A 26,083-nucleotide genomic window follows, 5' to 3' on the forward strand; every position below is an offset into this window, starting at 1 on the left:
GTACGATGCGCGCCGTCCAGGTGGTCGGGTACCACAAGAATCTGGAGATGACCGAGGTGCCGATTCCCGAGGTTCGAGGCCCTCTCGACGTGATCGTGAAGATCGGCGGGGCAGGCGTGTGCCGCACCGATCTGCACATCCTCGAAGGCCAGCGGGCCGAAAAGTCAAGTGTCACGCTACCGTTCACTATCTGGCACGAGAACGCCGGATGGGGGCACGCGGTAGGATCGGCCACACCAACGTTCGCGAGGGCGACAAGGTGATCCTGCATCTGTTGGTCACGTGCGGACTATGCTGTGTGTGCCGGTCCGGTGACGACCTACATTGCGAGACAGGCGAGTTCCCTGGTATAGATACCAACGGCGGGTATCTATCTGCGGACGAACGCCAGGACGGTCGTGAAGATCGACGATTCACTCGAACCGTCCGCGGTGGCAGCACTTGCCGACGCCGGTCTGACGGCGTACCACGCGGCAGCCAAATCGGCCCGACGGCTCACTCCCCGCGACAAGTGCGTCGTCATCGGTGCGGGCGGACTCGGCCACATGGGCATTCAGGTGCTTGAGGCACTGTCGCCCGCCGAGTTGATCGTAATCGACAGAAATGCCAATACCGTGAAGCTCGCGCTCATGTTGGGGCCGATCACGCGGTGGTCGCAGACGGCAGTCAGGTCGATCAGGTCATGGAACTCACCGGCGGCTTCGGCGCGGAGGTGGTGCTCGATTCCGTCGGCGAGAACGGTTCGACAGCAGAAGGATTGGCGTTACCCAGGCGGGCTGGCGACTATCACGTCATCGGGTACGGCGAGAACGTCGACGTGCCGACGATCGACCTGGTGTCGGCGGAGAAGAACACCGTCGGCAATCTCGTCGGGTCCTACAACGACCTGTGCGATTTGATGTCGCTTGCCGCCCGAGGCGCGCCGTCAACTTGCACACGCAGACCTACTCGTTGGACGACTTCCAGAGCGCCATCGACGACCTCGACAACGTCCGGGTTCGTGGTCGCGCGATTCTCGTACCCGGAAACCGGATAGTACCGACTGGGTGGGAGTCCGTCAGGTGCGTAAAAATCGGCACGAAAGGGGCAGAGCGGCTTTACTTTTCAACGGTGACACTGTGGATGCACTTCTGGACATCTGCGCTAATTTCGCTGAAGGCTTGGATGAGGCTCCGCACGCGCCAACTCATCGACCAGCACTGCTATGCGATACATCACCCGCTTGCCGATATATCTTGGCCCGTTCCGATTCTGACAGACCGCCCCACACACCGAACGGTTCACGCGCAGCCAACGCATAGCGTCGACATTGGTCGACAACCCCGCAGGATGAGCAAATCTGTTTTGCCACCATTTCCCGGTTGGCGTGCGCATGTCCGCGTTCATCCGGCGGATGGAAGAACGCACTGGAGTCCGTCCCGCGGCAACGGCCTTCCAGTTGCCATTCCCACTTCTCGGCGACTGGCGAAGGTAACCACACCGTTTTGGTCGGCGCGTTCCTTACCCTCATGTAACACTCCCTCTTGTCTATAACGTCGCGGCGGTTGCCGCAAGGTCGGCGATGACATCCCAATTTTGTTCTGCGACAGCCGCGGCCGGAGTGAGCCACGATCCCCCGACGCATCCGACGTTCGGCAACGCCAGGTAGGTCGATGCATTGGAGGTCGAGATTCCACCCGTCGGGCAGAAGCGTGCGGCCAGGATTGGCGAATGAATGGACTTGAGGAAATTCGCGCCGCCCGACGCGTCGGCGGGGAAGAACTTGAGCTCGGTGGCCGAAACTCAGTGCACCGATGAGCATCTTGGGGACGATCTTGTCGCACACCCTGAGTATCAGTAGGGTGGCGTCGAACATATCGTGGGACAACGCAATTGCCGTCGACATGGCGATGATGTCACGGCTGAAGAGCGAGAGTTGCATCCCGTCGCGGCCTTGAGTGATGCCGTCGCACATCGCGGGCACTCCCCCGGCGAACTGCGCGATGCCACCGGCATCGATGACGGACTTCTTCAGCACGGCGGGGTAGTTCTCGAACGGCTTGTGCGCCGAGAGCATGTCGTTGTACGCCGAGACGACCGCGATGTTGGGCTTGACCATGCCGCGCAGCGCTTGCCTGTCGGCCTTGCCGGAGGCCGCGAACCCGTGGGCGATGTTGGCGCAGGCGAGTCGGCCACGGGCCGGGCCCCGCTCCCCGGCAGCGGCGACTCGAGCGAGATATTTGGTGCGGTCGGACTGGCTGCGATCTGCGTGCGGTACGTGACCTGAAGCAGGACCGGATGAAGCGTGTCCATAAATCTCCGATGTTCGGTCTCTAAAAGCTCACCTTAAGTCCACTTAGGTCGATTGGCAAACCAACTTATGCTTTTAAAAGTTGTAAGAGGCCTTTCTTAGGTTGTTGCTGTGAAAGTTGTAAGTTGGTTGAATGGCGTCTATGTCGATGCCGCACCCGAGCGCTCCACCTGCCACGGCAGGCGAGGTTTTCGCTCTGGTCCGCGACGGAGAAGCAGACACTCGGGCCGAACTCGGCCGGATCACCGGCCTGTCGCGGTCGGCCGTCGCCTCCCGCGTCGCCGCACTCACCGGCCTCGGGCTGGTTATCGAAACCGAGGACACGCACTCGACCGGCGGCAGGCCCCCGGCAAGACTGTCCTTCGACATCGACGCCGGAGTCGTGCTCGCCGCCGCGATCGGACGCAGCCGCTCCCAGCTAGGCGTCTTCACCCTCGGCGGCGAGTTGCTCGCGAGCGACACCGTCGACCAGGAGATCGCCGTCGGCCCGGACGAACTGATGCCGCAGATCACCAAGCGACTGCAGGCACTTCTCGACGAATCGCACCGAACCGGCCACCGAATCCTCGGGGTCGGGTTGTCCATCCCCGGCACCGCCGACGCCGACCGAGGGTGCAGCCTGGACTCGCCGATCATGCACGGCTGGGACGGAGTCCCGCTGGCCCCGTTCTTCGCCGATACGACGTCGGCTCCGGTGTTTCTCGACAACGACGCCAACGCGATGGTCCTCGCCGAACGTCGCGACAACAGAGATCGCTTCCAGAACGCCCTGTTGGTCAAGGCCTCGACGGGTCTCGGCGCAGGGATCGTGGCAGGCGGCGCGCGGCAACGCGGATCACTCGGGGCTGCAGGAGAATTCGGCCACACCAAGACCGCAGCTGCAGCAGGTGTCGCCTGCCGATGCGGCGACAGCGGCTGCCTCGAAGCCATCGCAGGCGGCTGGGCTTTGGTGCGCGCACTCAACGAACATGGCCGCGAAGTCGGCCACGTCCGCGGCGTCGTCGACCTCGCGGTGAGCGGCGACCCCGAGGCACGCAGACTCATCCGCGACAGCGGTCGTCACATCGGCGAAACCCTGGCCGGGGCCGTGAACCTGCTCAACCCCGAGGTACTCATCATCGGCGGCGACATGGCGAACGCCTACGACATCTTCGTCGCCGGACTGCGTGAAACCGTCTACGGCAACGCCACCGCACTGGCCACCAAGGCCCTCACCATCCAGTCCACCACCCACGGCGACCTCTCCGGAGTCATCGGTAGCGCCGCACTGGTGCTGGATCAGGTGCTCAGCGCCCGAGCCGTCGACCACGCTCTTGGATAGAAGTTGTGAGCGACAGAAACCGACGAAAAACCCTTGTCGACACGGAGTCGACGGCTATGAACCTCGGGATAGCGCCTACCTCGTATAAGGGTGTTCCCGTCTGTGTCGCGCCAACAGTAGTAAGCATCGTTTTCACCTAACCCTCGCCCCCGCGGCCGTTTGGGTGATTGGCCGCGTTGCCTTGGCTGGGTTTCTTGTTCGGACCCAAACAGAAGTTGTTGTGGGCCTATCGGAGGTGCGAGCAGTGAGGACACCTGGCCCTGGTGTTGGTGTGGCGCGGCGTCAGCGGGTGCGCCCATTCGAAGGGCCGACGAGCATGGTGCAGTTGCGTACTCTCGGTTCGGTTCCCGCGCAACAAAGCTGGTCGTGCACCGGCTCATCAACCCCGTTGGTGTGCGCTGTTTCCTGCCGGTAACGGGTGGATCAGACAGTGTCTTGGCCAGTTTCCGCGCCATCCCAGTCCGGGCCACCGGTTTGCCGCGTCGCGACTACGTTTGGGAGAGGGCCACGGCTATTTCTGCAGCAGTCGACGCCTGCCCGAGCAGGCCGAATGTCGACAAGGTTGCTTCGTGTGCAGCGTCGGTGTCGGCAGTGCACGCATCTGACACGAGAACCACGTGGTAGCCCAAGTTGACTGCGTCTCTTGCAGTGCCTTCCACTGTCACGTTGGTGGAAACGCCGGTAAACACAACTGTGTCTATCTCGCGGCGACGGAGGATCGAGTCCAGCGCGGTGTCTGGGAATCCCGATGTTCCAGGGTGGCTGACGACGGGCTCTCCTGCTCGTACTGTGAGCTCGGGGATGATGTCGGCACCTGTCGAGCCGTCAATGAGCGCGCCGAGCTGTTTGATGGCTTTGTTCAAACCGGTGTTAAGGATCAGTTCCGGGTAGCCCGGCTGGAAGGCTGCGCGGCTCCACACCACGAGCGAGCCAACGGCCCGGAAATCGTTGACCAACCGCCTGGCGGCGTCGATGACGCCGTGTTTGTCGACCTGATCGGCGAAGAAGGTAGCGAACGCGCCCTCGTGGGTGACGATGTCGTTCTGCCAATGCACGTTGATCAGCGCCGTCCTCGCGGGGTTGAGGACGAGGGGTGGTGTGCTCATGAGTGGGATTCCCCTGCATCGGTGGGCGTAATGACGAAGTTGCTGAAACCGCCGTGGCGATTCTCTATACCGGTGATCGCGTCGTTGACTTTCTCAAGCGGAAAGGTGACGTTCTCGAAAATTGACAGGTCGACCAGGCCTGCTTCTGCCATCGCCGCCATGTCTTGGCCTTCGCCGGCGGTGAACCAGCATGATCCGAGCAATCGGATCTGTTGGTCCATGAAGTGGTGTACGTCGATGGGGACATCGCCCGAGGTTGCTCCGACATTGACCGCGCACCCGCCGCGGCGGATCGAGCGCAGACCCTGTTGAAACGGAGCGTGGGGTGCGCCCGGGCCTAGAGCGTCGATGAAGACGTCGATACCGCCGGGTACTGTGTTCTTGACCCAGGTGTCGATGTCTCCATCATGGGAGGAAAAGACATCGATTCGTTTCGGTGCAAGCGCTTTCACTCGTTGGAGCAGTGCTCGGTCGCGGCCCGTTCCAAGGATGCTCGTGGCCCCCATGGCGAGGGCGTAGAGGGCAACGCCAAGTCCGAGTGTTCCGCTGATTCCATTGATCAGGACGGTGGTGTCGGTGCCGACGTGCGCTTTACGCAGGGCGGCATATGCGGTTCCGAGGTAGCCGAAGCGGGCAGCGACGTCGAATCCGACGGAGTCGGGCAATTTCACGAGTGCGTACTGCGGGGCGAGCGTGTACTCGGCGAGCCCACCGTAGGGATAGCGGTCAAGCATACTCGACGCACTGGCCGTGAATCCAAAGTAACCGGAGAACGCGAAGCTGGTGCAGTTGATGTGTTCGCCGCGTCGGCACGATCGGCAGTCTCCGCAGTGGCGTCCAGGATTGACGTATACCCGGTCGCCCGGTGCAAATCCGTGCACATCACTACCGACTGCATCGATGACGCCTGCGGGGTCGAGACCGAAAATAGCGGGAAGTGCGGGCAACGGATTCTGCGGGAACCATGTGGTCCAGTTCGCCAGAATATTGGCGAGGTTAGGGACGATATTGCAGGCGTGGACCGCAACTCGGACATCCGTCGGTCCTGGTTCCGGTAGCGGAACCTGCTCGAGCACCATCGGTTCTCCGACGACGTGCATGCGGGCAGCGAGCATGGTGTCAGACATGTGAGCACTCCTGTTCGTGAGGCGGTGGGTGTTGATCGTCCGCCAACTATGTAAGACTCTCTTATGTGACTGGGGCCACAAGGTTCCCGCTCAGTGGGCAACGAAAGTTACTGCGGATGAGGGGTAGGAGACGACGTGGCGGGCGGAAACTCGACGGCCGGTCGATCGGTGACCGAGAAGGCCCTGGCCATTCTCGAGGCCTTCGCGGGCGAGAAGACCGAACTGACGATGTCGGACATTGCGCGCGCCACGGGCCTACCGTCGAGTACGACCCACCGGCTGATCCAGGAACTCGAGCGGTGGGGCGGACTCGAACGAAGAGCCGATGGCCGCTACGGCATTGGTGTGCGATTGTGGGAGGTCGCCGCCCGCTCGCGCGGAACGTACGGGATGCGCGAGATTGCACTGCCCTTCCTGCAGACTCTGTGGGATCTCACGCGCGCACACGTCTTGTTCGCCGTCTTGGACAGAAATGAGGCCTTGTTGATCGAAAGGATTTCTGGAACCAAAGACGTACCCGATGCCGGCCGCGCCGGCGGCCGGCTGCCGTTGCATGCCAGTGCTGTCGGCAAAATACTGCTGGCGAACGCGGATCCGTCTGTTCAAGCCCGGATCGCGAGCAGTGAACTGTTCGGCTACACCTCGGCCACGATCGTCGATGCAGGTGATCTGCGCGTCGAGCTCGCTCACGTTCGGCGCGCGGGATTCGCCACCTCACGCGACGAGCTGACCGCAGGGTCGACGTCGTGCGCGGCTCTGGTCACCGCCCGAGACGGCGTCGGGGGCCTGACGATTGCTGCAGTGTCAGCGCTCGGATCAACCGGTCGGCGCGATATGAACGAAGTGATTGCTCTCACCCGCTCCGCCGCCCAGGGCATCACCCGTGCGTTGGCCGATCGCGGCGCTCGCCATCCTATTAGTCCGGTCTTGCCGCGGATGCTGAAAAGTTCTCTCACACAGACCGATCAGAGCTGCTGACCACCCATCAGGAGTACGAGGCGCCTGCGCTGGAGAGGTTGTGTACGCGCTGCGACATGACCTCTCGCAGTCCCGAGATTTGCAAGGAGGTCAGACCGGAGAGCATGCGTTCTTCCATGCGGTCCGGTTCCTGCTCGCTTCGCCGGAGCAGATCGGCACCCTCGGTTGTGAGGTAGCTGCACAGCATTCGCTGATGTATGGGGGCCGGGCCGCCGCTCGACATCGGCTTAGCCTACGAGGGCGGATCGACCGATCCTGTCCGCGATCACGCGCATGCCTTAACCCCTCACGCCCAACACCACAGCGATGTCCTCCCTCTCGGTGAAGGACAGCTAGCGATTCGATGGCGGGGACGATCCAATCGGTGGCATTCCGCCAGCATCGCGGAACCATCTCGATCCGGCCCGGTTCCGACACGCCGCAGGCAATCGCGCGTTCTCACTGGTCAACCTCGACGCAATCTGCAGCCAGAAGGCGCGTTCGAGGTTTTCGACGCACCAGAGATCGGCCTGTGTCCGTGGAAATGAAAAAGTAAAAAGTACCCACTGGTGGCCAGGTCGAGGTCCCCACTTGGTGGCCAACTAAAAGTCCCAACCCCGTGTTCGTCGTGTCGATCAGGAACTTCTGGCCCGAGCGGTGACGGTGAAGGTGCCAACCACACACCGCACCGCCCGGGGAGTTCCATTGCGGTCTGCGAAGGAACGCATGGACATCATTTCCGCTTACCGCGAAGTCGGGTCGTACCGAGGAGCCGCCGAACTCGTCGGCACCACCCACAAGACCGTCAAACGCACCATCGACAAGTTCGAAGCCGACCAGGCCGGCCAATCACCACCGCAGCGGGCCGAGCGTGAACGCAACTACGCCGCCGTCACCGACCTGGTAGCCGAACGGGTCGACAAATCTCAGGGCAGAATCTCCGCGAAACGAATCCTGCCGATCGCCCGCAAGGCCGGCTACACCGGTTCGGACCGCAACTTCCGCCGCCTGGTGGCCGAGGAGAAGCAACGCTGGCGCACCGTCCATCACCGCGGCCGCCGGCCCGCGGTATGGGCACCGGGTGACTACCTGATCATCGACTGGGCCACCGTGGGCGGTCTGCACCTGTTCTGCGCTGTCATGGCGTACTCGCGGTGGCGGTTCGCTGCATTCGGCACCGACGAGAAGGCGACCACCACAATGGCATTGATCGCCGAAGCACTCGCCACTGTTGGAGGTGTCCCGCGCAAAGTCCTCGCCGACCGCATGGCATGCCTCAAAGGCGGAGTCGCCCGAGAACGTCGTCATCCCCACCCCGGACTACGTCCGCTTCGCTGCTCATTACGGGTTCGCACCGGACTTCTGCCACGGAGGCGACCCACAATCGAAAGGAGTGGTGGAAAACCTCGTCGGCTACGCCCAACGCGATCTCGCTGTCCCGGTGCTCACCGAAGCAGCCATCGCCGGCACCACCGTCGACGTCCATACCGCCAACGTCGCCGCGAAACTCTGGTGCACGGAAGTCAACGCCCGCATCCATTCGGAGATATGCGCGATCCCGAACAACAAACTCGACGAAGAGCGAGAGTTGTTGTCGCCGTTGCCATCGCTGCGACTGGAGATCGGTCCACCGCCGGTGACCCGCAAAGTCGATCGCTTGTCCTGCGTGCGGTTCACGTCCGCGCGCTACTCCGTGCCCATCCGGTTGATCGGCGCGACCGTCACCCTCGTCCAGACCGAGGGGCGGTTGGTGGTTGTCGAGCCGGCCACCGGTGAGATCGTCGCCGAACACGACCTGGGCCAGCCGGGGACCGCGTCGGTCCTCGACGAGCATTACGGCGGTGCCCGCCCCGCACCCCATCGCGGTCCCAGGCCGAGAACCACTGTCGAGCAACAGTTCTGCGAACTCGGACCCGAAGCAGAAGCATTCCTCGTCGGTGCCGCCGCGATCGGCAACACCAGACTCGGATCCGAACTCGAAATCCTGCTGGCACTCGGTGCGGCACATGGCACCGCGCAGTTGGTGGCAGCGTTGACCCGGGCGGTGGCCTTCCGCCGATTTCGGGCCGCGGACGTCCGATCGATCCTCGCTGCCGGTGCCGGAGCGCCGCAGCCCAGGCCTGCCGGGGACGCGTTGATCCTGGACCTACCGACCGCACCGACACGCTCACTCGATGCCTACGCCATCCGGCCGCCTGCCGCCGATACGCAGGTGCCGTCATGACCGACACCACCACCACAGTGGCGAAGCCTCCGAAGACTGCTGCACCCCAGCATGTTCCCGATCTCGCAGCCGATCTCGACGCCGGACTGCGGCGCCTGAAACTGGCTGCGATCCGCCGCACCGCACCGGAGGTGCTGATCACCGCGAAAACACAACGCTGGACCCCGGAAGAAGTGCTGCGGACGCTGATCGAGTCCGAACTCGCAGCACGCGATGCCTCCAACATCGTCAACCGACTCAAAGCAGCGGCGTTCCCGGTGACCAAAACGTTGGAGTCCTTCGACGTCGCCGCGTCATCGATCCAGCCGAAGGTGTTCGACTACCTCTCCAGCCTGGAATGGGTTCGATCACAGTCGAACCTGGCGATGATCGGACCTGCCGGGACAGGCAAATCGCACACCTTGATCGGACTCGGTGTCGCCGCCGTCCACGCCGGCCACAAGGTCCGCTACTTCACCGCCGCTGACCTCGTCGAAACCCTGTATCGCGGCTTGGCCGACAATACCGTCGGCAAGATCATCGAATCACTGCTGCGAGTCGACCTGATCATCATCGACGAAATGGGCTTCGCCCCGCTCGACGACACCGGCACGCAATTGCTGTTCCGTCTCGTCGCCGGAGCTTACGAACGCCGCTCGTTGGCGATCGGATCGCACTGGCCGTTCGAGCAATGGGGCCGGTTCCTGCCCGAGCACACCACCGCCGCCTCGATCCTCGACCGATTGCTCCACCACGCCACCATCGTCGTCACCGACGGCGAGTCCTACCGCATGAAAGACGCACAACACCGAAAGGACCGCCCCTGAAAAACCGGAAACATCAACACGGACCGGGGACTTTCACCTGGCCACCAGCGGGGACATCGACTTGGCCATTGACAGGCCTGGATATCTCATCACCGCCCGACCTGTCAGCGCTGCTGCTCATCACGGTGGTCGTCCATAGAAAACCCTTTGCCCCGTGGGTGGTGAATCGTCTGGTTAAACCTGGTTCGATCATCACTCAAGGATCAGGCACGTTGCGATGAATCCGCCGGATACTGCGGCATCGATCGGAAAAGTCGGGGATGCGTGTGATACTGCGTTGGGTAGTGCGTACTTGGGTTGCTCAAGACCGAGACGGTGTCGAAGCGGAGCCCGTTCCTGAACCGCCCGATGAAGACCATCGACGATGTCGAGTTCGCACGATGGGGTGGCCGATTGGTTCAACCACGCCGGCCTTGACAGCACACTCGATTACTGAGGTTCGCCCGGTCCCTTTTGTTCCTGGCCCCTCTGATGACGACCACGCTTGAAGCCAGGGTCTTTCACGGGGTGATGACGATATTGCTGAGTCCTCCGCGTTCTCGGTTGCAGGCTGCTTCGATGGCTTTGTCGACTTGATCCAGAGTGAACGCTTCGTGCGTCAGGGGGGATAGATCCAGCGTCCCAGCCGCAGCCATCTGTGCGATCTCGCCCCCTTGGGCGGTGGTGAACCACAGGCATCCCAGGTAGCTGATCTGGTTGACCATGAACCACGGCGGTTCGATGGGCAGTGCGTCGAATCCGCCTCCGATCATGGCGAGTCGGCCGCCTCGAGCCAAAGACTTGAGAGCATGTGTGGTGGCTTCTGGCGGCGATCCCGGTCCCAGTGCTTCGATGACGATGTCCGGACCGTCCCCGTCGGTCTCTTTCTTGGCCCAATCAGTGCACGGCCCGTCGTTGTTTGAGTGGGTCACGATGCGGGAGGGTGCCAGCGCTTTGAGGCTGGCCAACGTGTCCTCATTGCGCGCAACGGCAAGGATTTTCGGTACTCCCATGGCCAAAGCGAGCAAAATTGCGCCCACTCCGAGAGTGCCCGTCGCCCCGTTGATCAGCACCGAGGTCGTCGGGCCGGCCTCTGCCCGCGCGAGTGCGCCGTAGGAGGTTCCGAGATAGCCGAATCTTGCGGCCTCTTCGTACGACACGTTGTCTGGGAGCACAACCATGGCGCTGGCGGGAGCAATCATGTACTCGGCAAAACCGCCCCACGGATACCGCCGGAAGGGGCGTGCTGCCTCCGGTGTGAAGCCGTGGTACCCGCCGAGACCGTAGGACTTGCACCTCTGAGGGTGGGAGTTGCGGCATTGCTTACAACTGCCGCACGATCGACCAGGATTGACGTAGACGCGTTGTCCTGGGCTCATTTCCAAGACATCGGGGCCCACTGCCGCGATCTCACCGGCTGGGTCCAGTCCGTAAATGGCCGGATACTCGGGGAAAGCGAGTTCGGGAAGAAAATCTGCAGCAGCGAGTACGTTCTTCAGATTTGGCACGATCCCGCAGGCACGGACTCGAACCAGAACGTCCGAGCCCGTCGGCTCGGGAATGTCGATCTGGTCCACCTGGAACGGATCGTTGGACTTGTGCAGCCGTGCTGCTGACATCGTGGACACGTGCGTCTCCTGTTGGTGACAAGAACTGAGGGGCACGAACGTCGTTCGGTGCCCATGGAGTGGAGATGCGACCGGGGCCGCAGGCGGGTTCCGCCGTGGCGCCGACCGCGGCCTTACGGGGCTCAGTTTGACTGGTAGTCAATCATAGTGTTTTCTACCACATCTACGTTGTGTTCGGGGCCAAATCCGAGGCTTCGTACGCCGGTTCTCGGAGCGATTCAGTCAAGCAAAGCCGAAGGATCCGCATTGCCCGTCAACCAGCTCAGAAGCAGTCGCGAGAGAGCTCGTTGAGTTGTGCGTCGCTGAGCTTCATTGCCTCGAGCTCTGCGGGCAGCTTGGTCAGGACGTGGCGGGCGTACCACTGCCCGGTAGCGACCTTTCCGGTGAGGAAGTCGCGGTCCTTGGACGCTCCACCCTCGATCAACGCCGCGGCGACGTCTGCGCTACGCAGCAACAACCAACCGCACGTCAACGTACCCAGCGCGATGAGTAAGCCTGTCGTGTCCTGAGCTGCGAGGGATCTGCGCGTCTTGTCGGTCGAGCTGCCCCAACGTTCGGTCAGCAGCGAGACCATTTCGCGAACAGCGGTGATGGCCGCGTCGAGAACTTCCCGTTCCTCGCCGAACGTGCCGAGTTCGGAGAAGTCGCTCGTTTTCGACATTTCCGCGATAAGGCGTTCCAAGGCTGCACCGTTGTCGCGCATGATCTTGCGACTGAACAGATCCAAGCCTTGGATTCCGGTGGTGCCCTCGTACAGAGTGTCCACCTTGGTATCCCGCACGTATTGCTCGATCGGGTAGTCCTTGAGATAGCCCGACCCACCGAATGTCTGCAGACTCTCCTGGCCGAGCACTCTCCAGGCGGTTTCCGAACAGAAACCTTTGATGATGGGCAGCATCAGTTGGTGGCAGGCGTCGGCTTCGGCGTCGTGAATACCCTGTGACTTCGCTTGGGCGAGTCGGTCCTGTTGGGTTGCGGTGTAGAGAATCATCGCGCGCATGCCCTCTGCGTACGCCTTCTGCGTCATCAGCGATCGCCGCACATCGGAATGATCGATGATGGAGACCGGCTTCGACGAATGCGGTGCACCGAGCTGCTGGCCTTGCACTCGGTCCAGTGCGTAGGCGCGGGCATTGAGATAACCGGTGGACAGCGCGGCCATCGCCTTGACGCCGACCAGCATCCGGACGTGCTTGATGATTTCGAACATCTGCTTGATTCCGGCATGCTGATCTCCGAGCAGCCACGCCACCGCTGGTGCGTCGGATCCGAATGTCATCTCGCAGGTCGGGCTTCCGGTGATGCCCATCTTGTGTTCGAGTCCCGTGGCCAAGACCCCGTTCCGTTCCCCGAGTGCGCCCGTCTCGGAATCGAAATGGAACTTGGGTACCACGAACAGCGAGAGCCCCCCCGTCCCTGGCCCGCCGACACCCTCGACTCCCTCCGGTCGGGCCAAGACCAGGTGAATGATATTTTCTGTCAGATCGTGGTCGCCATACGTGATGAATCGTTTGACGCCTTCGAGGTGCCAGGTGCCGTCCGCCTGGGGTGTCGCGCGCGTTCGCCCGGCGCCCACGTCCGAACCCGCGTCGGGTTCGGTGAGCACCATCGTCACCATCCAGTTGCGTTCGACGATCAGCTTCGCCCACTGCTTCTGCTGGGCGTTACCGTGATCATGCAGCAGTCGCACCACCTGCGGAATGACGTTGAGGCCCTGCGGGATCGCAGCGTTGGCTCCGAGCATCATTTCTGTGACGCACCACGACAGGGACGGCGGCACCGATTGCTCGGATATCTCGTGCGGTAGGTCCAGATCGAGCCATCCCGAGTCGAGATAATCAGCGGCGGTTTCGCGGTATGCGGTGGGAAGCCGCACACTGTTCGTCGCCGCGTCGAACGTCACCGATTCGCGGTCCGCGTCTGCGAAACTCGTAGCCAGTTTGGTTTCTGCGTACCGGGCCGCTTCGTTGAGGACGGTGTCGGCGGAGTCGGTTCCGAAGTCTTCGAACACCCCTGTGCCGTATACCGAATCACGATCGAGGAGTTCGAGCAGGTCGAACTTGATGTCGGTCAGATTACTGATGTAATGGCTCATCGGTGCCTCTCGGAATGGGAGTCGGTCTTCGCACGTGTGGGCGCGAGGACGATGTCGAATCGGGTGCTGGTCCAGGAGCGGTCCCCGATCGCGCGTCCGTCGGGAGTCGGTGTCGCCGACGAGTGTTCGGTGAATTCTGCGATCAACGATTCGCGTACTCCGAAGACGCTGTCGGATCCCAGCAACTCGTCGCCTCGAACGAAGATGTGTGTAACCAACGTTCGATGACCGGGCGCGCTCACCTTGAAATGCAAGTGGCTCGCTCGGTAGGGCGACCGGTTGGTGGCTGCGAGCATGCGGCCGACTGGACCGTCGTGAGGAATGGGATACGGGGTGGGGGTCAGTCCCCAGAAGAAGTAGCAGCCGGCACTGTCGGCGGTGAGGTTCGCGCGGCCTGCGAGTTCGGTGCCGTCGTATTGGACGTCGTAGAAGCCGGCTTCGTCGGCTTCCCAGACTTCGATGTGCGCTCCGGCGATCGGTGTCCCGTCGGTGGAAGTTACTGTTCCCTCGACCCAGCAGGGCTGACCGGATGCACCGCCGGCAATATCTCCGCCGAGTTCGATCGAGGGGGAGTCCTCTACGAAGAACGGGCCGAACACAGTTGCTTCGGTCGCGTCGGCGTCTGCTTCGTTGTTGACGGTGACCGTCTGCATCGACACACCGAAGACGTCGGAGAGCAGAATGAATTCCTGGCGACGGTCATCGGTGATGTGGCCGACATCGGTCAAGAAGCCGATGGCGGTGTTCCATTCGTCTTCGGTGAGGCGAAGCTCGCGGACGAAGGCGTGCAGGTGCCGAGTCAGCGACTGCATCAGCTGCTTCAGACGGGCGTCCGGGGTGCCGTCGAAGCTTGCCACCACGGTCTCGGTCAGAGCCTGCTCGCGGCGTGTTTGTTCGTCGTGAAGGGGTGGGTGGTCGATCGTGTTGCTCATGATCGGAACATCTCCTTCGTGGGGGGATCGCCGGCCCAGGCCGCGCGTAGTAGCACCTCGAGGTCGTCGGCGGTCACTGGTCGTGGCGTACCCGGTGGTACCGAGGGCAGGATCAGGTGCGCCGCCTCGGAAATGACGCTCCCATCGAAGCCGTGATCGCGTAGTGCGGTAGGAGCACCGACGGCCGCGCGGAGGTCGTTGAGGCCGGTCAAGGCATCGGTGGCATCGAAAGCGGAGGCGATACGTCGTTCTGCGTCCTGAGCGAACGGCGCGAGGAATGCGGTCACGTAAGCAAGCACGATCGCGTGGGTGTGCGCATGAGGCAGGTTGTAGGCGCCGCCGAGGACGTGGCAAATTTTGTGGTGCAGTCCGGAACCCGCAGAAGCGAACGTCACGGCCGACAGGTACGCGCCGTAGAGGGCGTCTTCGCGGCCCGCCAGGGTCTGTCCAGCGTCGTTCCTTATCTCCGGCAGTGCGCGTGCGAGAACTGCGATTCCCTCCCCTGCCAGGGCTTTGTCGATCGGGTCTGTGCGCGGCGCCCACATCGAGTCGATGCAGTGAGCCAGCGCGTTGAGCCCGGACACTACGGACAGTTCCACCGGCAACGATGCCGTCAAGCGCGCGTCGTAGACGATGCTCACCGGCAAGACCACATCGTTGACTCCCGTTGTCTTGCGGGAGTTTTCGGTCAATCCCCAGACGTTGGTCGCTTCGGACCCGGCGTAGGTAGTCGGGACGGCGACGATCGGGATGCCGGTCTCGAGTGCAATGGCTTTGGCCAAACCGGTAGTCGATCCTCCGCCCACGCTGATCATCAGATCGATGGCGTCGTTTCGGGCGGCAGCGGTCGCGGCCTGCGCCGTGGCGATCGGCACGTGCGGTGCGACGTCGTTCCACCGGCGCGTCACCGGTACAGTTGCGATCACCTCGGCGGCCAGCGAGGTCTCTTGGTCGGCGGCTATGAGCATGATCCTCTCGGCACCGAGTCGCTCGACTTCGGCACCGAGGTGACGTGGGCCATCTCCGGTTCCGAAGAACACGCGCTGGGCGTGCGTGGTGTGCACGAACGCGGTCATTGCGCCACCGCCGACCCTGCTTCGAGTTCGGCGTCGTATCCGTAGAGCCACGCGCTGTCGGCGAGTGCATCGGAGCCGGCCAAGGCCTCGTCTCGTGCGGTCTGTTCGGGGCCGTCGGGTAGGTGGTTGATCTCTTTGCGGTTGCGGCTGAGCTCTTGTATTCGGGTTGTGCGAGGTCTGCGTACGGCCTCGTAGTGCGCCAGTGCAGTCTCCGGGTCGGTGGGGTTGTCCGACAGGCTCTGGGCGAGAGCAGCTGCGTCTTCGATCGATTGAGCTGCGCCTTGGGCGTAGAACGGGAACATCGGGTGCGCGGCGTCACCGAGCAGTGTCATCCGACCCTTGGACCAGTTCTGCAAGGGAGCACGATCCAGCAATGCCCACCGTCCCGGGGTGTCGGCTCGTGCGATCAGCTCGATCAATCTGCTGTCCCAGCCTGCGAACTCGGCCAAGAGCTCGTCCACTGTTGCTGTGGCGCTCCAGGATTCGTCCACGACATCGCCGGCGGGAGCGAAAGCCACGATATTGATGTAGTTACCGCCCGAGATGGGGTAATGCACCAGATGATGGTCCGGTCCGAGCCACAACGTCTGCACCGGGCGCCTGAAGTGCTCGGGAGCGTCGGCGGCGGGGACGAGGGCGCGGTAGGCGCACATTCCGGAGTACTCGGCCGGTGATGGCTCGGTGATGTGGTTTCGCACGACCGAGTGAATCCCGTCGGCGCCGACGACGACATCTGCGACCGCAGTGGAGCCGTCGGCGAAGGCCAGCTCGAAGGTGTCACCTCGGTCGGTCACGTCGATGCATCGTGTTCCCAGGCGAACCAGATGTTCGGGGACTGCGCAACGAAGCGCGTCCACGAGGTCTGCTCTGTGGGTGACGTAGGAGCGCTCACCGTAGAGATCTTCGCAGCGCCCGGCCATCTGCTCCGAGGAGAGCACTCGCCCGTCCTGCCACCGGCGAAACTCCCAACCGACATCGAGGGCTACAGCTTTGTCGAGGAACGCCTCGACGTGCCCCAGTCTGCGGATCATGCGAATAGCGTTGGGGGACACGACCAGCCCGGCGCCGACCTCCCCGAGAGCAGGGGCCTGTTCGTATACCGTGACGTCGAGGCCGGCACGGTGCATGAACGCGGCGGCGCTCAACCCCCCGATGCCGCCTCCGACGACGGCGATCCGGGGAGTACCGGTCGATGCTGTGCTCATACTCTCTGGCCTTTCTCGTTTACGTTGGAAATTTCGCTGCCGCAGCCGAGTCGAGGAGTGCGACCGACTGGTTGCTCAGTCGGTTGATTCGGTGTTCAGCAGACGGCGAAGCAGTTTTCCGACGGCGCTGCGGGGTAACTCGGTGCGGTGTTCGATGGCGCGAGGAATCTTGAACTTCGCCAGCTGCGGCCTCAGGAACAGCTGGAGGTCGTCGAGTGAGATCTCTTCGTCGGAGACGACGACGGCCACGACGATCTCGCCCCAGAGTGGGTCGGGGCGTCCGATGACGGCCGCTTCGCGAACCTTGGGGTGCTGAACGATGAGGTGTTCGACCTCGGCGGGGTCGACGTTTTCACCACCGGTGATGACGATGTCTTTCGATCGCCCGGTGATGCAGAGGTCGCCGTCCTCGTCGATCAATCCGCGATCTCCGGTGACGAGCCAGCCGTCACGGAACGCCTCTTCGGTCGCCACGTCGTTGTGCCAGTACCCCGCCGCAATGTGGGCGCCTCGCACGTGTACCTCTCCGACGGTGCCGACTGGCAGGTCCTCTCCGGTGGGCCCGACGATGCGTAGGTCGGTCAGAAGTGCGGGCGCGCCGGAGGAGTCGGATTTGCCGGCCGCCTCGCTGGTCCTGCGGAAGCTGACCGACGGCCCAGCTTCGGTGAGGCCGTAACTGGCGAGCACCGGGATTCCCAACGCTGACCAGCGGGCGACGAGGGCCGGCGGCATGGGGGCGCCGCCCCCGAGTATCCACCGCAGACTCGACAGATCTGAGGTCGCGAACCCCGGCGCTCGCTCCAACAGTGCGAGCATCGACGGTACCGCGAACATACTGGTGATCTTGTGCTCGGAGATTTGCTCGAGGCACCTCGCGGCATCGAACTTGCTGTCGATCACCACGGTCCCGCCTTTGACCAGGGTGGTTACTGCGAGCGAATTCAGCGCAGCGACATGGGAAAACGGGGTGTTGACCAAGGTGACGTCGTCGGACACGATGTCGAGCCCGAACATTGTGTTGAGACTGTTCGCGAAGAGCGCTCCGTGGGTCAGTACGACACCTTTGGGATGTCCGGAGGTGCCGGAGGTGTAGACCACCAGCGCCTCGGTGTCTGCAGCGGTCCCCTGCGAGGTGCGTTGGCCGGTTTCGGTGGACGACGATGCGAAGGACCCATCCGAAATATTTGCCAGCGGCAGAATTCGAGGTCGCGCCGCTGCTTGTATCTCGGGCACCTGCCCGGCGGTCTGGTCGGACACCAGAAGCGTCGTCGCGGCCAAGTCATCGAGAATGTACGCCACATCCGTTGGCCTGGAGGCGATTCCGACCGGTGTGAAGATCGCCCCGACGCGCATTGTGGCGTACAGGGTGATCAACACCTCCGGCCGGTTCTCCGACCAGCAGACCACCCGGTCACCTCGACGGACACCTCTGTCCGCGAGCGCCTGCGCGGTGAGCAGAATACGCTCGAGCAACTCGCCGTAGGTCAGACGCTCGTCGGCGTACACGATCGCAGTTCGGTCGCGTTGGCGTGCGGCCCGTCGTTCGATCAGTTCTCCGTATCGAACGCCGGAGTCGGCGCCGATCGGTACTTCGCGCAAGCGGTGTTGGATGAGGGTGTCCATCAAGTGCTCCGGTCAGATCGGGTAGTGACGATCGCTGGACGAGACTGTGATCCAACGTAACTCGGTGAACTCTTCCAGGGCGGCGGTCGACCCGAAGCGGCCGAATCCGCTTGCCTTGACACCGCCGAACGGCATCTGCGCCTCGTCGTGCACGGTGGCGCCGTTGATGTGGCAGATGCCGGACTCGATACGGTGTGCGAGTTCGAGCCCGCGCCCCACGTCGCGGGTGAACAAGGCCGCGGAGAGTCCGTATTCGGAGTCGTTGGCGACTCGAATGGCTTCCTCGACGCCGTCGACGGTGATGATCGGTGCTACCGGTCCGAACGATTCTTCCGTGTAGATCCGTGCGTCGGAGGTGACGCCGGTGAGCACTGTCGGCGGGTAGTACAGGCCATCGGATGTGCCGCCGGTGACCACGGTGGCGCCGTGTGCAACCGCATCTGCTACCAACTCTTCCACGTGGCGAACCGCACCGTCGTGCACGAGCGGGCCGAGCTGAGTGGCGGGGTCGTCCGGATCCCCGACGACGAGCGTGCGTGCCCGCGCTGCGAGCAGGTCGGTGAACTCTGCGGCGATGGAGGAATCCACGATCAACCGCTCGGTGGACATGCAGATCTGGCCCTGATTCATGAAGGCGCCGAAGGAGGCAGCCGCGGCCGCCGCCTCGAGGTCTGCATCGGCGAGGACGACGAAGGGAGCTTTACCTCCCAGTTCCAGGACAGAGCGAGTGAGATACCGTCCGGCTGTCTCGGCGATGATCCGGCCGACTTTCGTCGATCCGGTGAAGTTGACACATCGGACACCAGGGTGGGCGATGAGTGCTTCGACGACGTCGGCCGCATCCTCCGGAGCGTTGGTGACCAGGTTGGCTGCACCGGCAGGAACACCGGCGTCGATGAGGCATTCGATGATCGCCGCGTGGGTAGCGGGGGTCTCTTCCGACGCCTTCAGAACGACAGTGTTGCCGTAGGCGAGCGGCATCGCGATCGCTCTGACACCGAGGATGATCGGTGCATTCCAGGGTGCGATTCCGACCACGACGCCGACGGGCTCGCGAACCGCCAAAGCAGTCAAGCCTGGGACATTCGATGGAATGACCTGGCCGACCGTGGAATACACCTGCGCCGCGGCTTCTCTGAGCATTCCCGCGGCGAGCATGACGTTGAAGTGGCACCACGCGGCCGCGGCGCCCATTTCCCGTCCCATCGTGGCCGAGATGGTGTCGCTTCGGTCGTCGAGCAGCTGTGCCGCCTTTTCGAGAACCTGTCGACGGGCGGCGGGCGGCGTCGAGGCCCACCCTGGGGCGGCATCGACGGCGGCATCGACGGCTCGGCGCGCATCTGCGGCCGTCGCCGCGGCGACGCGGGAGATGCGGGCTCCGGTCAGCCTGCGATGTTTGTCGGTGTAGCGCGCGCCCTCAGGCTCGGTGGCTTTGCCCCCGATCAGCAGGGAGACGGTGGCGACGTCGGACTCGATCGTGGTCATGGCGGTGGCCCTACTCTGCCGAGGTGGCGTACGTGCCCAACCCGGGCCGGTACGTCTTGTCGTCGAGGAATTGCGTCATGCCCTGTTCACGAGCGTCTTTGTCGAACAGGATCGCTTGATCGTGCTTGGCATAGAGGTAGTCCTCCGCTGCTTCCCAGGACATGAGCCGTGAGTGACGGAACCCCATCTTGGCGCCGCGCACGACCCACTGGCTCAGGCTCGTCAGCTGCAGCGCCAGGTCGATGGTGCGTTGACGCAGTTGATCGGCAGGGACTGCCTCGTTGACCAAACGCATGTCGGCTGCTTTCTGGCCGTCGAAGTGCTGTCCGGTCATGATGTAGAACATGGCATCGCGAGTCGGGATGGTCTCCGCCAGCGCGCGGGTCACCAAGTTCCCTGGTGTGACGCCCCAGTTGACCTCTGACAGACCGAAAGTGGCGTCTTCGGACGCGAGTGCGAGGTCGCACGAGACGAGAGGAACGAATGCGCCGCCGAAGCACCAACCGTTGACCATGGCGATGGTGGGCTTGGCGTAGTTCAGGAGCTTGCGGTACTGCCAGTTGGTTCCTTCTCCTCGGACCCGGTGCTGGACCGAACGAGGTTTGCCGTCGGTCTCGCGGAAGTACTCCTTGAGGTCCATTCCGGCGGAGAACGAGTCACCGGTACCGGTCAGCACCACCACAGCGACGCGATCGTCGTCTTCGAGAGCGTCCAGGGCAGCGAACATCTCACGGTTCAAGGTGGGATTCATGGCGTTGCGCTTTTCGGGGCGGTCGAAATACAGCCATGCAATGCGGTTGTCGTCGATCTCGACACGGATGGTCTCGCCCTGAGGTAGATCTGACTCAGTGGACATCGGTTGTCTCCATTCGAATTTCGGGCGTGAACCTGGGCGGGCTTTGGTTCGCTCCGACAGTGGTATCAGTGATTCTGATAACTCGAAATTATCAGCGACTCTGATAACCTGTCAACCATGACTGCAGAACTTCTCCAGGGGGACGCCGATGGTGCAGCTGCCGAGCACCACGCAGCGCCGTCTCGGGTTACGTACCTGGTCAAGCAGTTGGAGTCCGCGGTCCGGCAAGACCTCGACGCGCGACTGCAGACCCAAGGGTTGACGACTCCGCAGTACGCAGCGCTGAGCATTCTGCTGCGCTCACCAGGATTGTCGTCCGCGCAGTTGGCTCGACGCTCATTCGTCGCCGCCCAGTCGATGCAGGTCATGGTGGCGGCTTTCGTACGCAACGGCTACATCGAGCGGCGACCGGATCCAGAGAAGAAGCGAGTGCTGCGAAACTACCTGACGACCGAGGGCACCGAAGTGCTGCGTCGGTGCGAGCAGGAGGCTGACGCCATGGAGGATCGCCTGCTGGCGGGACTGTCCGCACCGCAAATATCCGCGATGCGGGACGCTATGGCCGTCTGTGTCCGTAACTTGGCGGGTTCGACCCGTCGTTGAGTGTCCTGCACCCCGCCCCAGCGAGGCCGGGTACAGGACATCCAAGCCTTAGACGTTTCGCAACGTCGGTCTGTATCAGTCGGTGAGCAACAGCACCCGTAGGGGGGAAGCTGTACTTCCTGCAAGCTTGAGGGGCAGTGCCGCAATCAATCCCGTTGCGGGGACGGCGCCGAGACCCCGGAGGCACTCGACGATCAAAATCCCCCGGGGAAGAAAATGGTGACCGTGACCGGTGCCCGCTGACATCGCACCGTCCGCCACCGAGAGGTCGCAGGCCGAGGTATCGGATGCAACTGCGGTCACCTGTGCTGCGGCGAAATACTCGCACGCCTCCTCCGATAGTCCCGGTTGATTGCGTCCCCACCATTGTGGTTCGCGCGCCGCTGCTTCGCCCGGAAGATACTTGTCGTACCCGAAGTCCACGACTGCGACGTCGCCGGCGTCGAGCGTGAACCCTCCCGTCGCTGCGGCGGTTTCGATCTGGTCCAGAGACGCAGGTTGTCCGGGCTGCAGGTCGAACGGCGACAGGTCGTACTTCTTAAACGGCCGCATGAACAGCACATCCGCTGCCAGCTCGTCGGTGGTCTTGCCGTGTTCGTCGAAATGAAAAGGCGCGTCGACATGCGCACCGGAGTGTTCGTGAATTTCCCAGGTGTTCGACGCTGCACCCTCTGTTGCGTGGCGCGCGAACGGCCGCATGATCGGGGCCGGATTGGGGAAGAACATCGGAGTGTCAGGACCCAGATCCGGTGTCACATCGTGAATTCGGAGATTCCGAACGAGGGACCCGAGTTCCGCCAGGTTCGAGGCGGACAGTTCAGTGTTCATGGCGCTACTCCGTCGGACCGTCGGCGGTAGCAGCATCGGCGGGCGCTTCCAGGGCCGCCATCTGGCGTTGCAAGTCGGCCAGGTCGAAGTAGTCCCGCCATTCGGCTATCAGCCCGTCCTTGATGCGGAAGCTACCCATGAGGGGGATTGCGATTCGCTTGCCGTCTGCGGCAGCGAAGATGTCCAGTCGTTCGGTCAGTACGACGTCCCCGGCACTGGCCAGCGACACCAACTGCCAGTCGACCTGGAGCCGAGAACCCATGCCGAACTCGTGTGCGAATGCGCGCACGGCTTCTCGACCGGTCATGGGATCCATCGGAATGTTGTGGTAAAAAACGTCTTCGGCGAGCAGGTCCATGCCGTCGTCGATGCGTTGGGCGTTCAAATGATCGAGAAACTGGCGGACAACGTCAGCGGATGTCGACATTGCGAGCTCCTTTCGGGTGCGGGTGAGTGTGTCGTCGAACCTCACGCGGACGGCAGTCCGAGTGCGCGTTCGGCATTGCGGTAGGCGATCTGTTCGAGCTGATCCTGAGGAAGAGGAATGGTGTCGAGGAACTGCGCGGCCGTCGAGGTTTCCTCGTAGGGGTAGTCGATCGCGAACATGACGCGGTCCGCACCGAGAGCTGCGACGGCCCCGACGACGGCCGAATGCGAGCAGACTCCACTGGTGGTGATCATGAAGTTGCGTCGCAGATATTCCGACGGTGTCAGCTTCGGCGGATCGGGCAGAGTGAGATTGGCGTGTCGGCTGTCCAACCGCGTCGTCTGGAAGGGAAGGAATTCGCCCATGTGACCGAGGATGACCGTGAGGTTCGGGAAGCGGTCGAAAACCTTGCCGTAGATCAATCTCAGCGCGTGACCACCGACAGCGACAGACCAGCCGAAACTGCCACCGGACAAGTATTCGTAGTCCGTCAGAACGTGTAGGGACTGAGCTGAGACCGCGTTCGGGTGAATGTAGAGAGGAACCTCGAGTTCCTCGAACTTGTCCCACATCACGTCGTAGGCACGGTCGTCGAGATACCGCCCGCCGGTATGGTCGTTGATCAGACCTCCGCGCAAGCCCAGTTCCTTCACCGAGTACTCGAGTTCCTTCGCCGCGGCCTCCGGGTCCTGAGTGGGCAGAGCGGCGAAACCGGCGAAACGGTCGGGGTGGGCCGCGATGGTGCGCGCGAGGAATTCGTTGGAACGGCGGGCATCACGGGTGGCGCTCGTGGCGTCGGTGTGCGCCTGCACGCCTGGCGATGTCAACGACAGCACGTGCATGTCGATGCCGTGCTCGTCCATGTCTCGTAGTCGTTCTTCGGACAGGTCGACCAACCTCGATTGCACGTGATCGACCCACACGCGATTTCGCGGCGTGAGGTGCCCGAAGGGGTGGGTTTCCTCACCGAGTTCGGGAAGCCAGAAAGCTTCTTCCAACGCTATGCGGCGCATCATTTCTCCTCGATATCAAAAGAACGAAACGGTCGGTGCCACACTGGTGGTGCGGCTGGGGGGTTGCGCCGGCGTACCGCTCGGGTGGGCAGCACGCGAACGGGTACGCCGGCGCGCCGGGCACATGGTCAGGTGTGCTCGAGAAGTACACCGAGAGTGTTTGCCGCCGGGTCGTCGAGCAGGGCGTAGGCCTGCGGTGCCTGCTCGAACGGAACACGGTGGGTGATGATGTGGCTGTCGACGTCGATGCGGCCCAGGTGCTCGAACGACACGCCGCGCATACGGGTTCGGTCCCATCGCGCGGTCAGGTGAGCGGGTACGGTCGGGCCGGTACTGACGATGCGTTGTCTGCGTAGATGGAACTCGCGGGACAGTGCGAGCGGTACGGGCCTGCTGCCGTACCACGATGCCACCGTGACGGTGCCTTCGACGCCGGTGAGTTCGATGGCCGACTGCAGCGCCGGGGGTGCGCCGCTGGCTTCGATGCACAGGTCCGCGCCCCGCCCCTTCGACAACTCGTCTACTGCAGCCGCCGCGTCACCGGGAGCAACGACGGCATCGGCACCGATCCATTTACTGCGGTCTCGGCGAGAGGCGGACGGTTCGATGAGCACCAGAGTGCTAGCGGTGAGCCGAGCGATGTATGCGGCGAAGGTGCCGATTGCACCGAGCCCGGAGACCACCACGCAGTCGCCGGTCAGCGGGGGTGTGGTGATGCAGGCGTTGAGTGCGACGCCGAACAGTCCCGCGAATGCGGCCCGATGTGGATCGACCTCGGGGGGGATGCGCCACACCAGGTTTGCATCCAGGGTGAACCGGGTCTGGTGTGGGTGGAAGCAGAAAACTCGTTCTCCGACTTCGTAATCCGCGCCCTCGCCGACGGCCTCGACCACTCCTACTTCTTGGTAGCCGAACTTCACCGGAAACGGGAGTTGGCCCTCTGCGGTGGGGAAGGCGTCGAGGCTGGGTAGGTCACCTTCACCCTTGTAGAGGTTCATCTCGCTGCCGGCGCTGATGGCTGCGCACAGGCTTTTGACCTGAATTTGACCGGGTCCTGGAGGAAGGGCCTCCGCGGGTCGGAGCTCTGCTTTTCGAGGCCCGGCGAACCAGACTGCCGATTCACTCATCGTGTTACCTCCGTGGAATCGAGAGTCAACCGCGATCCACTCGATTCGCGGATCTTGCTGACGATCACCGTGCTGATCAGGGCGATGACGACGACGAAGGTCGCTACCCAGACCGGGCTTTCATCGCCCACCACCAACAGAGAGGTTGCGATCACCGGGAAGAGTCCGGAGATGATCGCGGCGATCTGGAACGACATGGACACGCCTGTGTAGCGCACCGGCGTGCTGAACATTTCGCTCAGGATTGCAGCGAGCCCGGCTCCGATCGCGGGAGCGACCAGAGAATAGGCCACGATGAAGGCGGTGAAGAGCCAGAACGTGGACCCGGAATCGATTGCCCAGAACAGCGGGAAGACCAGCACTGCGACTGCGAGCGTCCCTGCCGCGTAGACCGGTCTGCGTCCGAGTCGGTCGGAGAGCAGTCCGTAGATGGGATTGGTGGGGATCGCCGTGGCAAACGCAACGCCCACCGCTGCGAGAACAGTCGAACGGGAGTGCCCGGCGTTCACTGCGTACGAAACGCAGAAGCTGCTCACCAGGGTGACCATGAGGCTCGGCGGGATAGACACAAGGATGCCTTGAAGAAGTGCTCCGCGGTGGTCCTTGAAGAGGTCTGCTACCGGGCGTCGGCGCTTGCGCTGTGCATTTTCGGCGCGCTGCAATTCTTCGAACAATGGACTTTCGCTGATCTTGAGGCGTATGTACAGCGCGATCAACAACAGAACGAAGCTGGCCAAGAACGGGATACGCCACCCCCAGGACAGCAGCTGCTCGCTCGGCAGCAGCGCCACCAACGCCATCGCTGCCATCGCCAAAGCTCCACCGCTGGGTTGACCTGCCTGCCCGATAGCGGTGATCCAGCCTCGACGCGCCGGTGGCGCGTGCTCGGCGGTCATCAACGCTGCTCCGCCCCATTCGCCGCCCACCGCAATCCCCTGGGTCAGACGCAGGACGATCAACATGATCGGTGCCCAGACTCCCACCTGGGCCGTCGTCGGGAGCAATCCGATCAGTCCGGTCGCGAACCCCATGAGAACCATCGTCGCCAGAAGGGTGGGCTTGCGGCCGTGCTTGTCTCCCAGGTATCCGAAGAGCAACCCACCGAGCGGCCGGCACAGGTATCCGGTTGCCAGGGTGCTGAAGGAGGCGATGGTGGCCATCGTGGGGGAGAGATTTGAGAAGAACAAGGGGCCGAAGATGAGTGCGGCAGCGGATCCGTACAAGATGAAGTCGTAGTACTCGATCGTGTTGCCGGCGTAGGTGGAGATGGTGACGCGCCGGACCTCGCTCGGAGGTGACGGATCGTTGTTCTCTTCGGAACTCGACCGTGTGGGACGTCCCAGGACCGGGCCTTCCTCGACCGCCATGTGTGTCT

At 63.0% G+C, this 26,083-nt stretch carries 21 protein-coding genes and 4 pseudogenes; 6 read left to right on the forward strand and 19 right to left on the reverse strand.

The annotated features are described in order from the left end of the window. Positions 1-5: 5 nt before the first annotated feature. Positions 6-1,023 (forward strand): annotated as a pseudogene (locus tag ACFULT_RS22960) (NAD(P)-dependent alcohol dehydrogenase); the annotation flags it as partial. Positions 1,024-1,186: 163 nt separating this feature from the next. On the opposite strand, the gene ACFULT_RS22965 reads toward ACFULT_RS22960, so the two are convergent. The 3 genes and pseudogenes from ACFULT_RS22965 to ACFULT_RS22975 all read right to left on the reverse strand — a co-directional run. After that, positions 1,187-1,510: a WhiB family transcriptional regulator gene (locus ACFULT_RS22965; protein WP_378482676.1), complete on the reverse strand. Its 324-nt coding sequence runs from the start codon at positions 1,508-1,510 to the stop codon at positions 1,187-1,189. Between the two features lie 17 nt (positions 1,511-1,527). Then, positions 1,528-1,770, reverse strand: a pseudogene (locus ACFULT_RS22970) (keto-deoxy-phosphogluconate aldolase); the annotation flags it as partial. 1 nt (position 1,771) lies between these two features. Continuing rightward, positions 1,772-2,292: pseudogene (locus ACFULT_RS22975) on the reverse strand (dihydroxy-acid dehydratase); the annotation flags it as partial. Positions 2,293-2,423: 131 nt separating this feature from the next. Here ACFULT_RS22975 and ACFULT_RS22980 point away from each other — a divergent pair. Beyond that, on the forward strand, positions 2,424-3,611 hold the full coding sequence (locus ACFULT_RS22980; protein ID WP_378482625.1) for an ROK family protein: 1,188 nt from the start codon (positions 2,424-2,426) through the stop codon (positions 3,609-3,611). Positions 3,612-4,099: 488 nt separating this feature from the next. On the opposite strand, the gene ACFULT_RS22985 is transcribed toward ACFULT_RS22980, so the two are convergent. Beyond that, positions 4,100-4,717, reverse strand: a complete 618-nt coding sequence (locus ACFULT_RS22985; protein WP_378482626.1) for a cysteine hydrolase family protein — start codon at positions 4,715-4,717, stop codon at positions 4,100-4,102. Beyond that, positions 4,714-5,844: an alcohol dehydrogenase catalytic domain-containing protein gene (locus ACFULT_RS22990; RefSeq protein ID WP_378482627.1), complete on the reverse strand. Its 1,131-nt coding sequence runs from the start codon at positions 5,842-5,844 to the stop codon at positions 4,714-4,716. The genes ACFULT_RS22985 and ACFULT_RS22990 overlap by 4 nt, the downstream gene beginning before the upstream one ends. Before the next feature lie 135 nt (positions 5,845-5,979). On the opposite strand from ACFULT_RS22990, the gene ACFULT_RS22995 reads away from it, so the two are divergent. Continuing rightward, positions 5,980-6,822: an IclR family transcriptional regulator gene (locus tag ACFULT_RS22995; protein WP_378482628.1), complete on the forward strand. Its 843-nt coding sequence runs from the start codon at positions 5,980-5,982 to the stop codon at positions 6,820-6,822. A 7-nt stretch (positions 6,823-6,829) separates the two neighbouring features. Here ACFULT_RS22995 and ACFULT_RS23000 read toward each other — a convergent pair whose 3' ends face one another. Beyond that, complete coding sequence (locus tag ACFULT_RS23000; RefSeq protein ID WP_378482629.1) at positions 6,830-7,045, reverse strand: hypothetical protein; 216 nt, start codon at positions 7,043-7,045, stop codon at positions 6,830-6,832. 461 nt (positions 7,046-7,506) lie between these two features. Here ACFULT_RS23000 and istA point away from each other — a divergent pair. Both istA and istB read left to right on the forward strand, forming a co-directional pair. Then, positions 7,507-9,025, forward strand: a pseudogene (gene istA / locus ACFULT_RS23005) (IS21 family transposase). After that, entirely contained in the window at positions 9,022-9,831 is an 810-nt protein-coding gene (gene istB / locus ACFULT_RS23010; RefSeq protein ID WP_378482630.1) for an IS21-like element helper ATPase IstB, read from the forward strand. The pseudogene istA and the gene istB overlap by 4 nt, the downstream one beginning before the upstream one ends. Before the next feature lie 500 nt (positions 9,832-10,331). On the opposite strand, the gene ACFULT_RS23015 is transcribed toward istB, so the two are convergent. From ACFULT_RS23015 to ACFULT_RS23050, 8 genes are all read right to left on the reverse strand, one after another. After that, positions 10,332-11,429 (reverse strand): alcohol dehydrogenase catalytic domain-containing protein, encoded by a 1,098-nt coding sequence (locus tag ACFULT_RS23015; RefSeq protein WP_378482677.1) that lies wholly within the window; start codon positions 11,427-11,429, stop codon positions 10,332-10,334. Positions 11,430-11,700: 271 nt separating this feature from the next. Further along, the gene (locus tag ACFULT_RS23020; RefSeq protein ID WP_378482631.1) at positions 11,701-13,533 is read right to left on the reverse strand and encodes an acyl-CoA dehydrogenase; all 1,833 of its coding nucleotides are present in this window, start codon (positions 13,531-13,533) and stop codon (positions 11,701-11,703) included. Then, positions 13,530-14,465, reverse strand: a complete 936-nt coding sequence (locus ACFULT_RS23025; protein ID WP_378482632.1) for a dioxygenase — start codon at positions 14,463-14,465, stop codon at positions 13,530-13,532. The genes ACFULT_RS23020 and ACFULT_RS23025 overlap by 4 nt, the downstream gene beginning before the upstream one ends. Continuing rightward, on the reverse strand, positions 14,462-15,541 hold the full coding sequence (locus ACFULT_RS23030) for a maleylacetate reductase (protein WP_378482633.1): 1,080 nt from the start codon (positions 15,539-15,541) through the stop codon (positions 14,462-14,464). Before ACFULT_RS23030 ends, ACFULT_RS23025 begins: the two co-directional genes overlap by 4 nt. Further along, positions 15,538-16,746 carry an FAD-dependent monooxygenase gene (locus ACFULT_RS23035; RefSeq protein ID WP_378482634.1) on the reverse strand — a complete coding sequence of 403 codons (1,209 nt, stop codon included), beginning with the start codon at positions 16,744-16,746 and terminating at the stop codon, positions 15,538-15,540. Before ACFULT_RS23035 ends, ACFULT_RS23030 begins: the two co-directional genes overlap by 4 nt. 75 nt (positions 16,747-16,821) lie before the next feature. Beyond that, positions 16,822-18,369 carry a class I adenylate-forming enzyme family protein gene (locus tag ACFULT_RS23040; protein WP_378482635.1) on the reverse strand — a complete coding sequence of 516 codons (1,548 nt, stop codon included), beginning with the start codon at positions 18,367-18,369 and terminating at the stop codon, positions 16,822-16,824. A 12-nt stretch (positions 18,370-18,381) separates the two neighbouring features. After that, positions 18,382-19,854, reverse strand: a complete 1,473-nt coding sequence (locus tag ACFULT_RS23045) for an aldehyde dehydrogenase (protein WP_378482636.1) — start codon at positions 19,852-19,854, stop codon at positions 18,382-18,384. Between the two features lie 10 nt (positions 19,855-19,864). Further along, on the reverse strand, positions 19,865-20,710 hold the full coding sequence (locus ACFULT_RS23050) for a p-hydroxycinnamoyl CoA hydratase/lyase (RefSeq protein WP_378482637.1): 846 nt from the start codon (positions 20,708-20,710) through the stop codon (positions 19,865-19,867). A gap of 117 nt (positions 20,711-20,827) precedes the next feature. Here ACFULT_RS23050 and ACFULT_RS23055 point away from each other — a divergent pair, with 117 nt between their 5' ends. Next, positions 20,828-21,313 carry a MarR family winged helix-turn-helix transcriptional regulator gene (locus ACFULT_RS23055; RefSeq protein ID WP_378482638.1) on the forward strand — a complete coding sequence of 162 codons (486 nt, stop codon included), beginning with the start codon at positions 20,828-20,830 and terminating at the stop codon, positions 21,311-21,313. Positions 21,314-21,388: 75 nt separating this feature from the next. On the opposite strand, the gene ACFULT_RS23060 is transcribed toward ACFULT_RS23055, so the two are convergent. The 5 genes from ACFULT_RS23060 to ACFULT_RS23080 all read right to left on the reverse strand — a co-directional run bounded on the left by ACFULT_RS23060 (position 21,389) and on the right by ACFULT_RS23080 (position 26,075). Beyond that, entirely contained in the window at positions 21,389-22,141 is a 753-nt protein-coding gene (locus ACFULT_RS23060) for a cyclase family protein (RefSeq protein ID WP_378482639.1), read from the reverse strand. Between the two features lie 4 nt (positions 22,142-22,145). Next, on the reverse strand, positions 22,146-22,568 hold the full coding sequence (locus ACFULT_RS23065) for a limonene-1,2-epoxide hydrolase family protein (protein WP_378482640.1): 423 nt from the start codon (positions 22,566-22,568) through the stop codon (positions 22,146-22,148). A 41-nt stretch (positions 22,569-22,609) separates the two neighbouring features. Continuing rightward, positions 22,610-23,584 carry an amidohydrolase family protein gene (locus ACFULT_RS23070; RefSeq protein ID WP_378482641.1) on the reverse strand — a complete coding sequence of 325 codons (975 nt, stop codon included), beginning with the start codon at positions 23,582-23,584 and terminating at the stop codon, positions 22,610-22,612. Positions 23,585-23,709: 125 nt separating this feature from the next. Next, positions 23,710-24,708, reverse strand: a complete 999-nt coding sequence (locus ACFULT_RS23075) for a zinc-binding alcohol dehydrogenase (RefSeq protein WP_378482642.1) — start codon at positions 24,706-24,708, stop codon at positions 23,710-23,712. Continuing rightward, complete coding sequence (locus tag ACFULT_RS23080) at positions 24,705-26,075, reverse strand: MFS transporter (protein WP_378482643.1); 1,371 nt, start codon at positions 26,073-26,075, stop codon at positions 24,705-24,707. The genes ACFULT_RS23075 and ACFULT_RS23080 overlap by 4 nt, the downstream gene beginning before the upstream one ends. Positions 26,076-26,083: the final 8 nt, after the last annotated feature.

The organism is Rhodococcus sp. NPDC057297 (assembly GCF_042667435.1).
GTDB lineage: Bacteria > Actinomycetota > Actinomycetes > Mycobacteriales > Mycobacteriaceae > Rhodococcoides.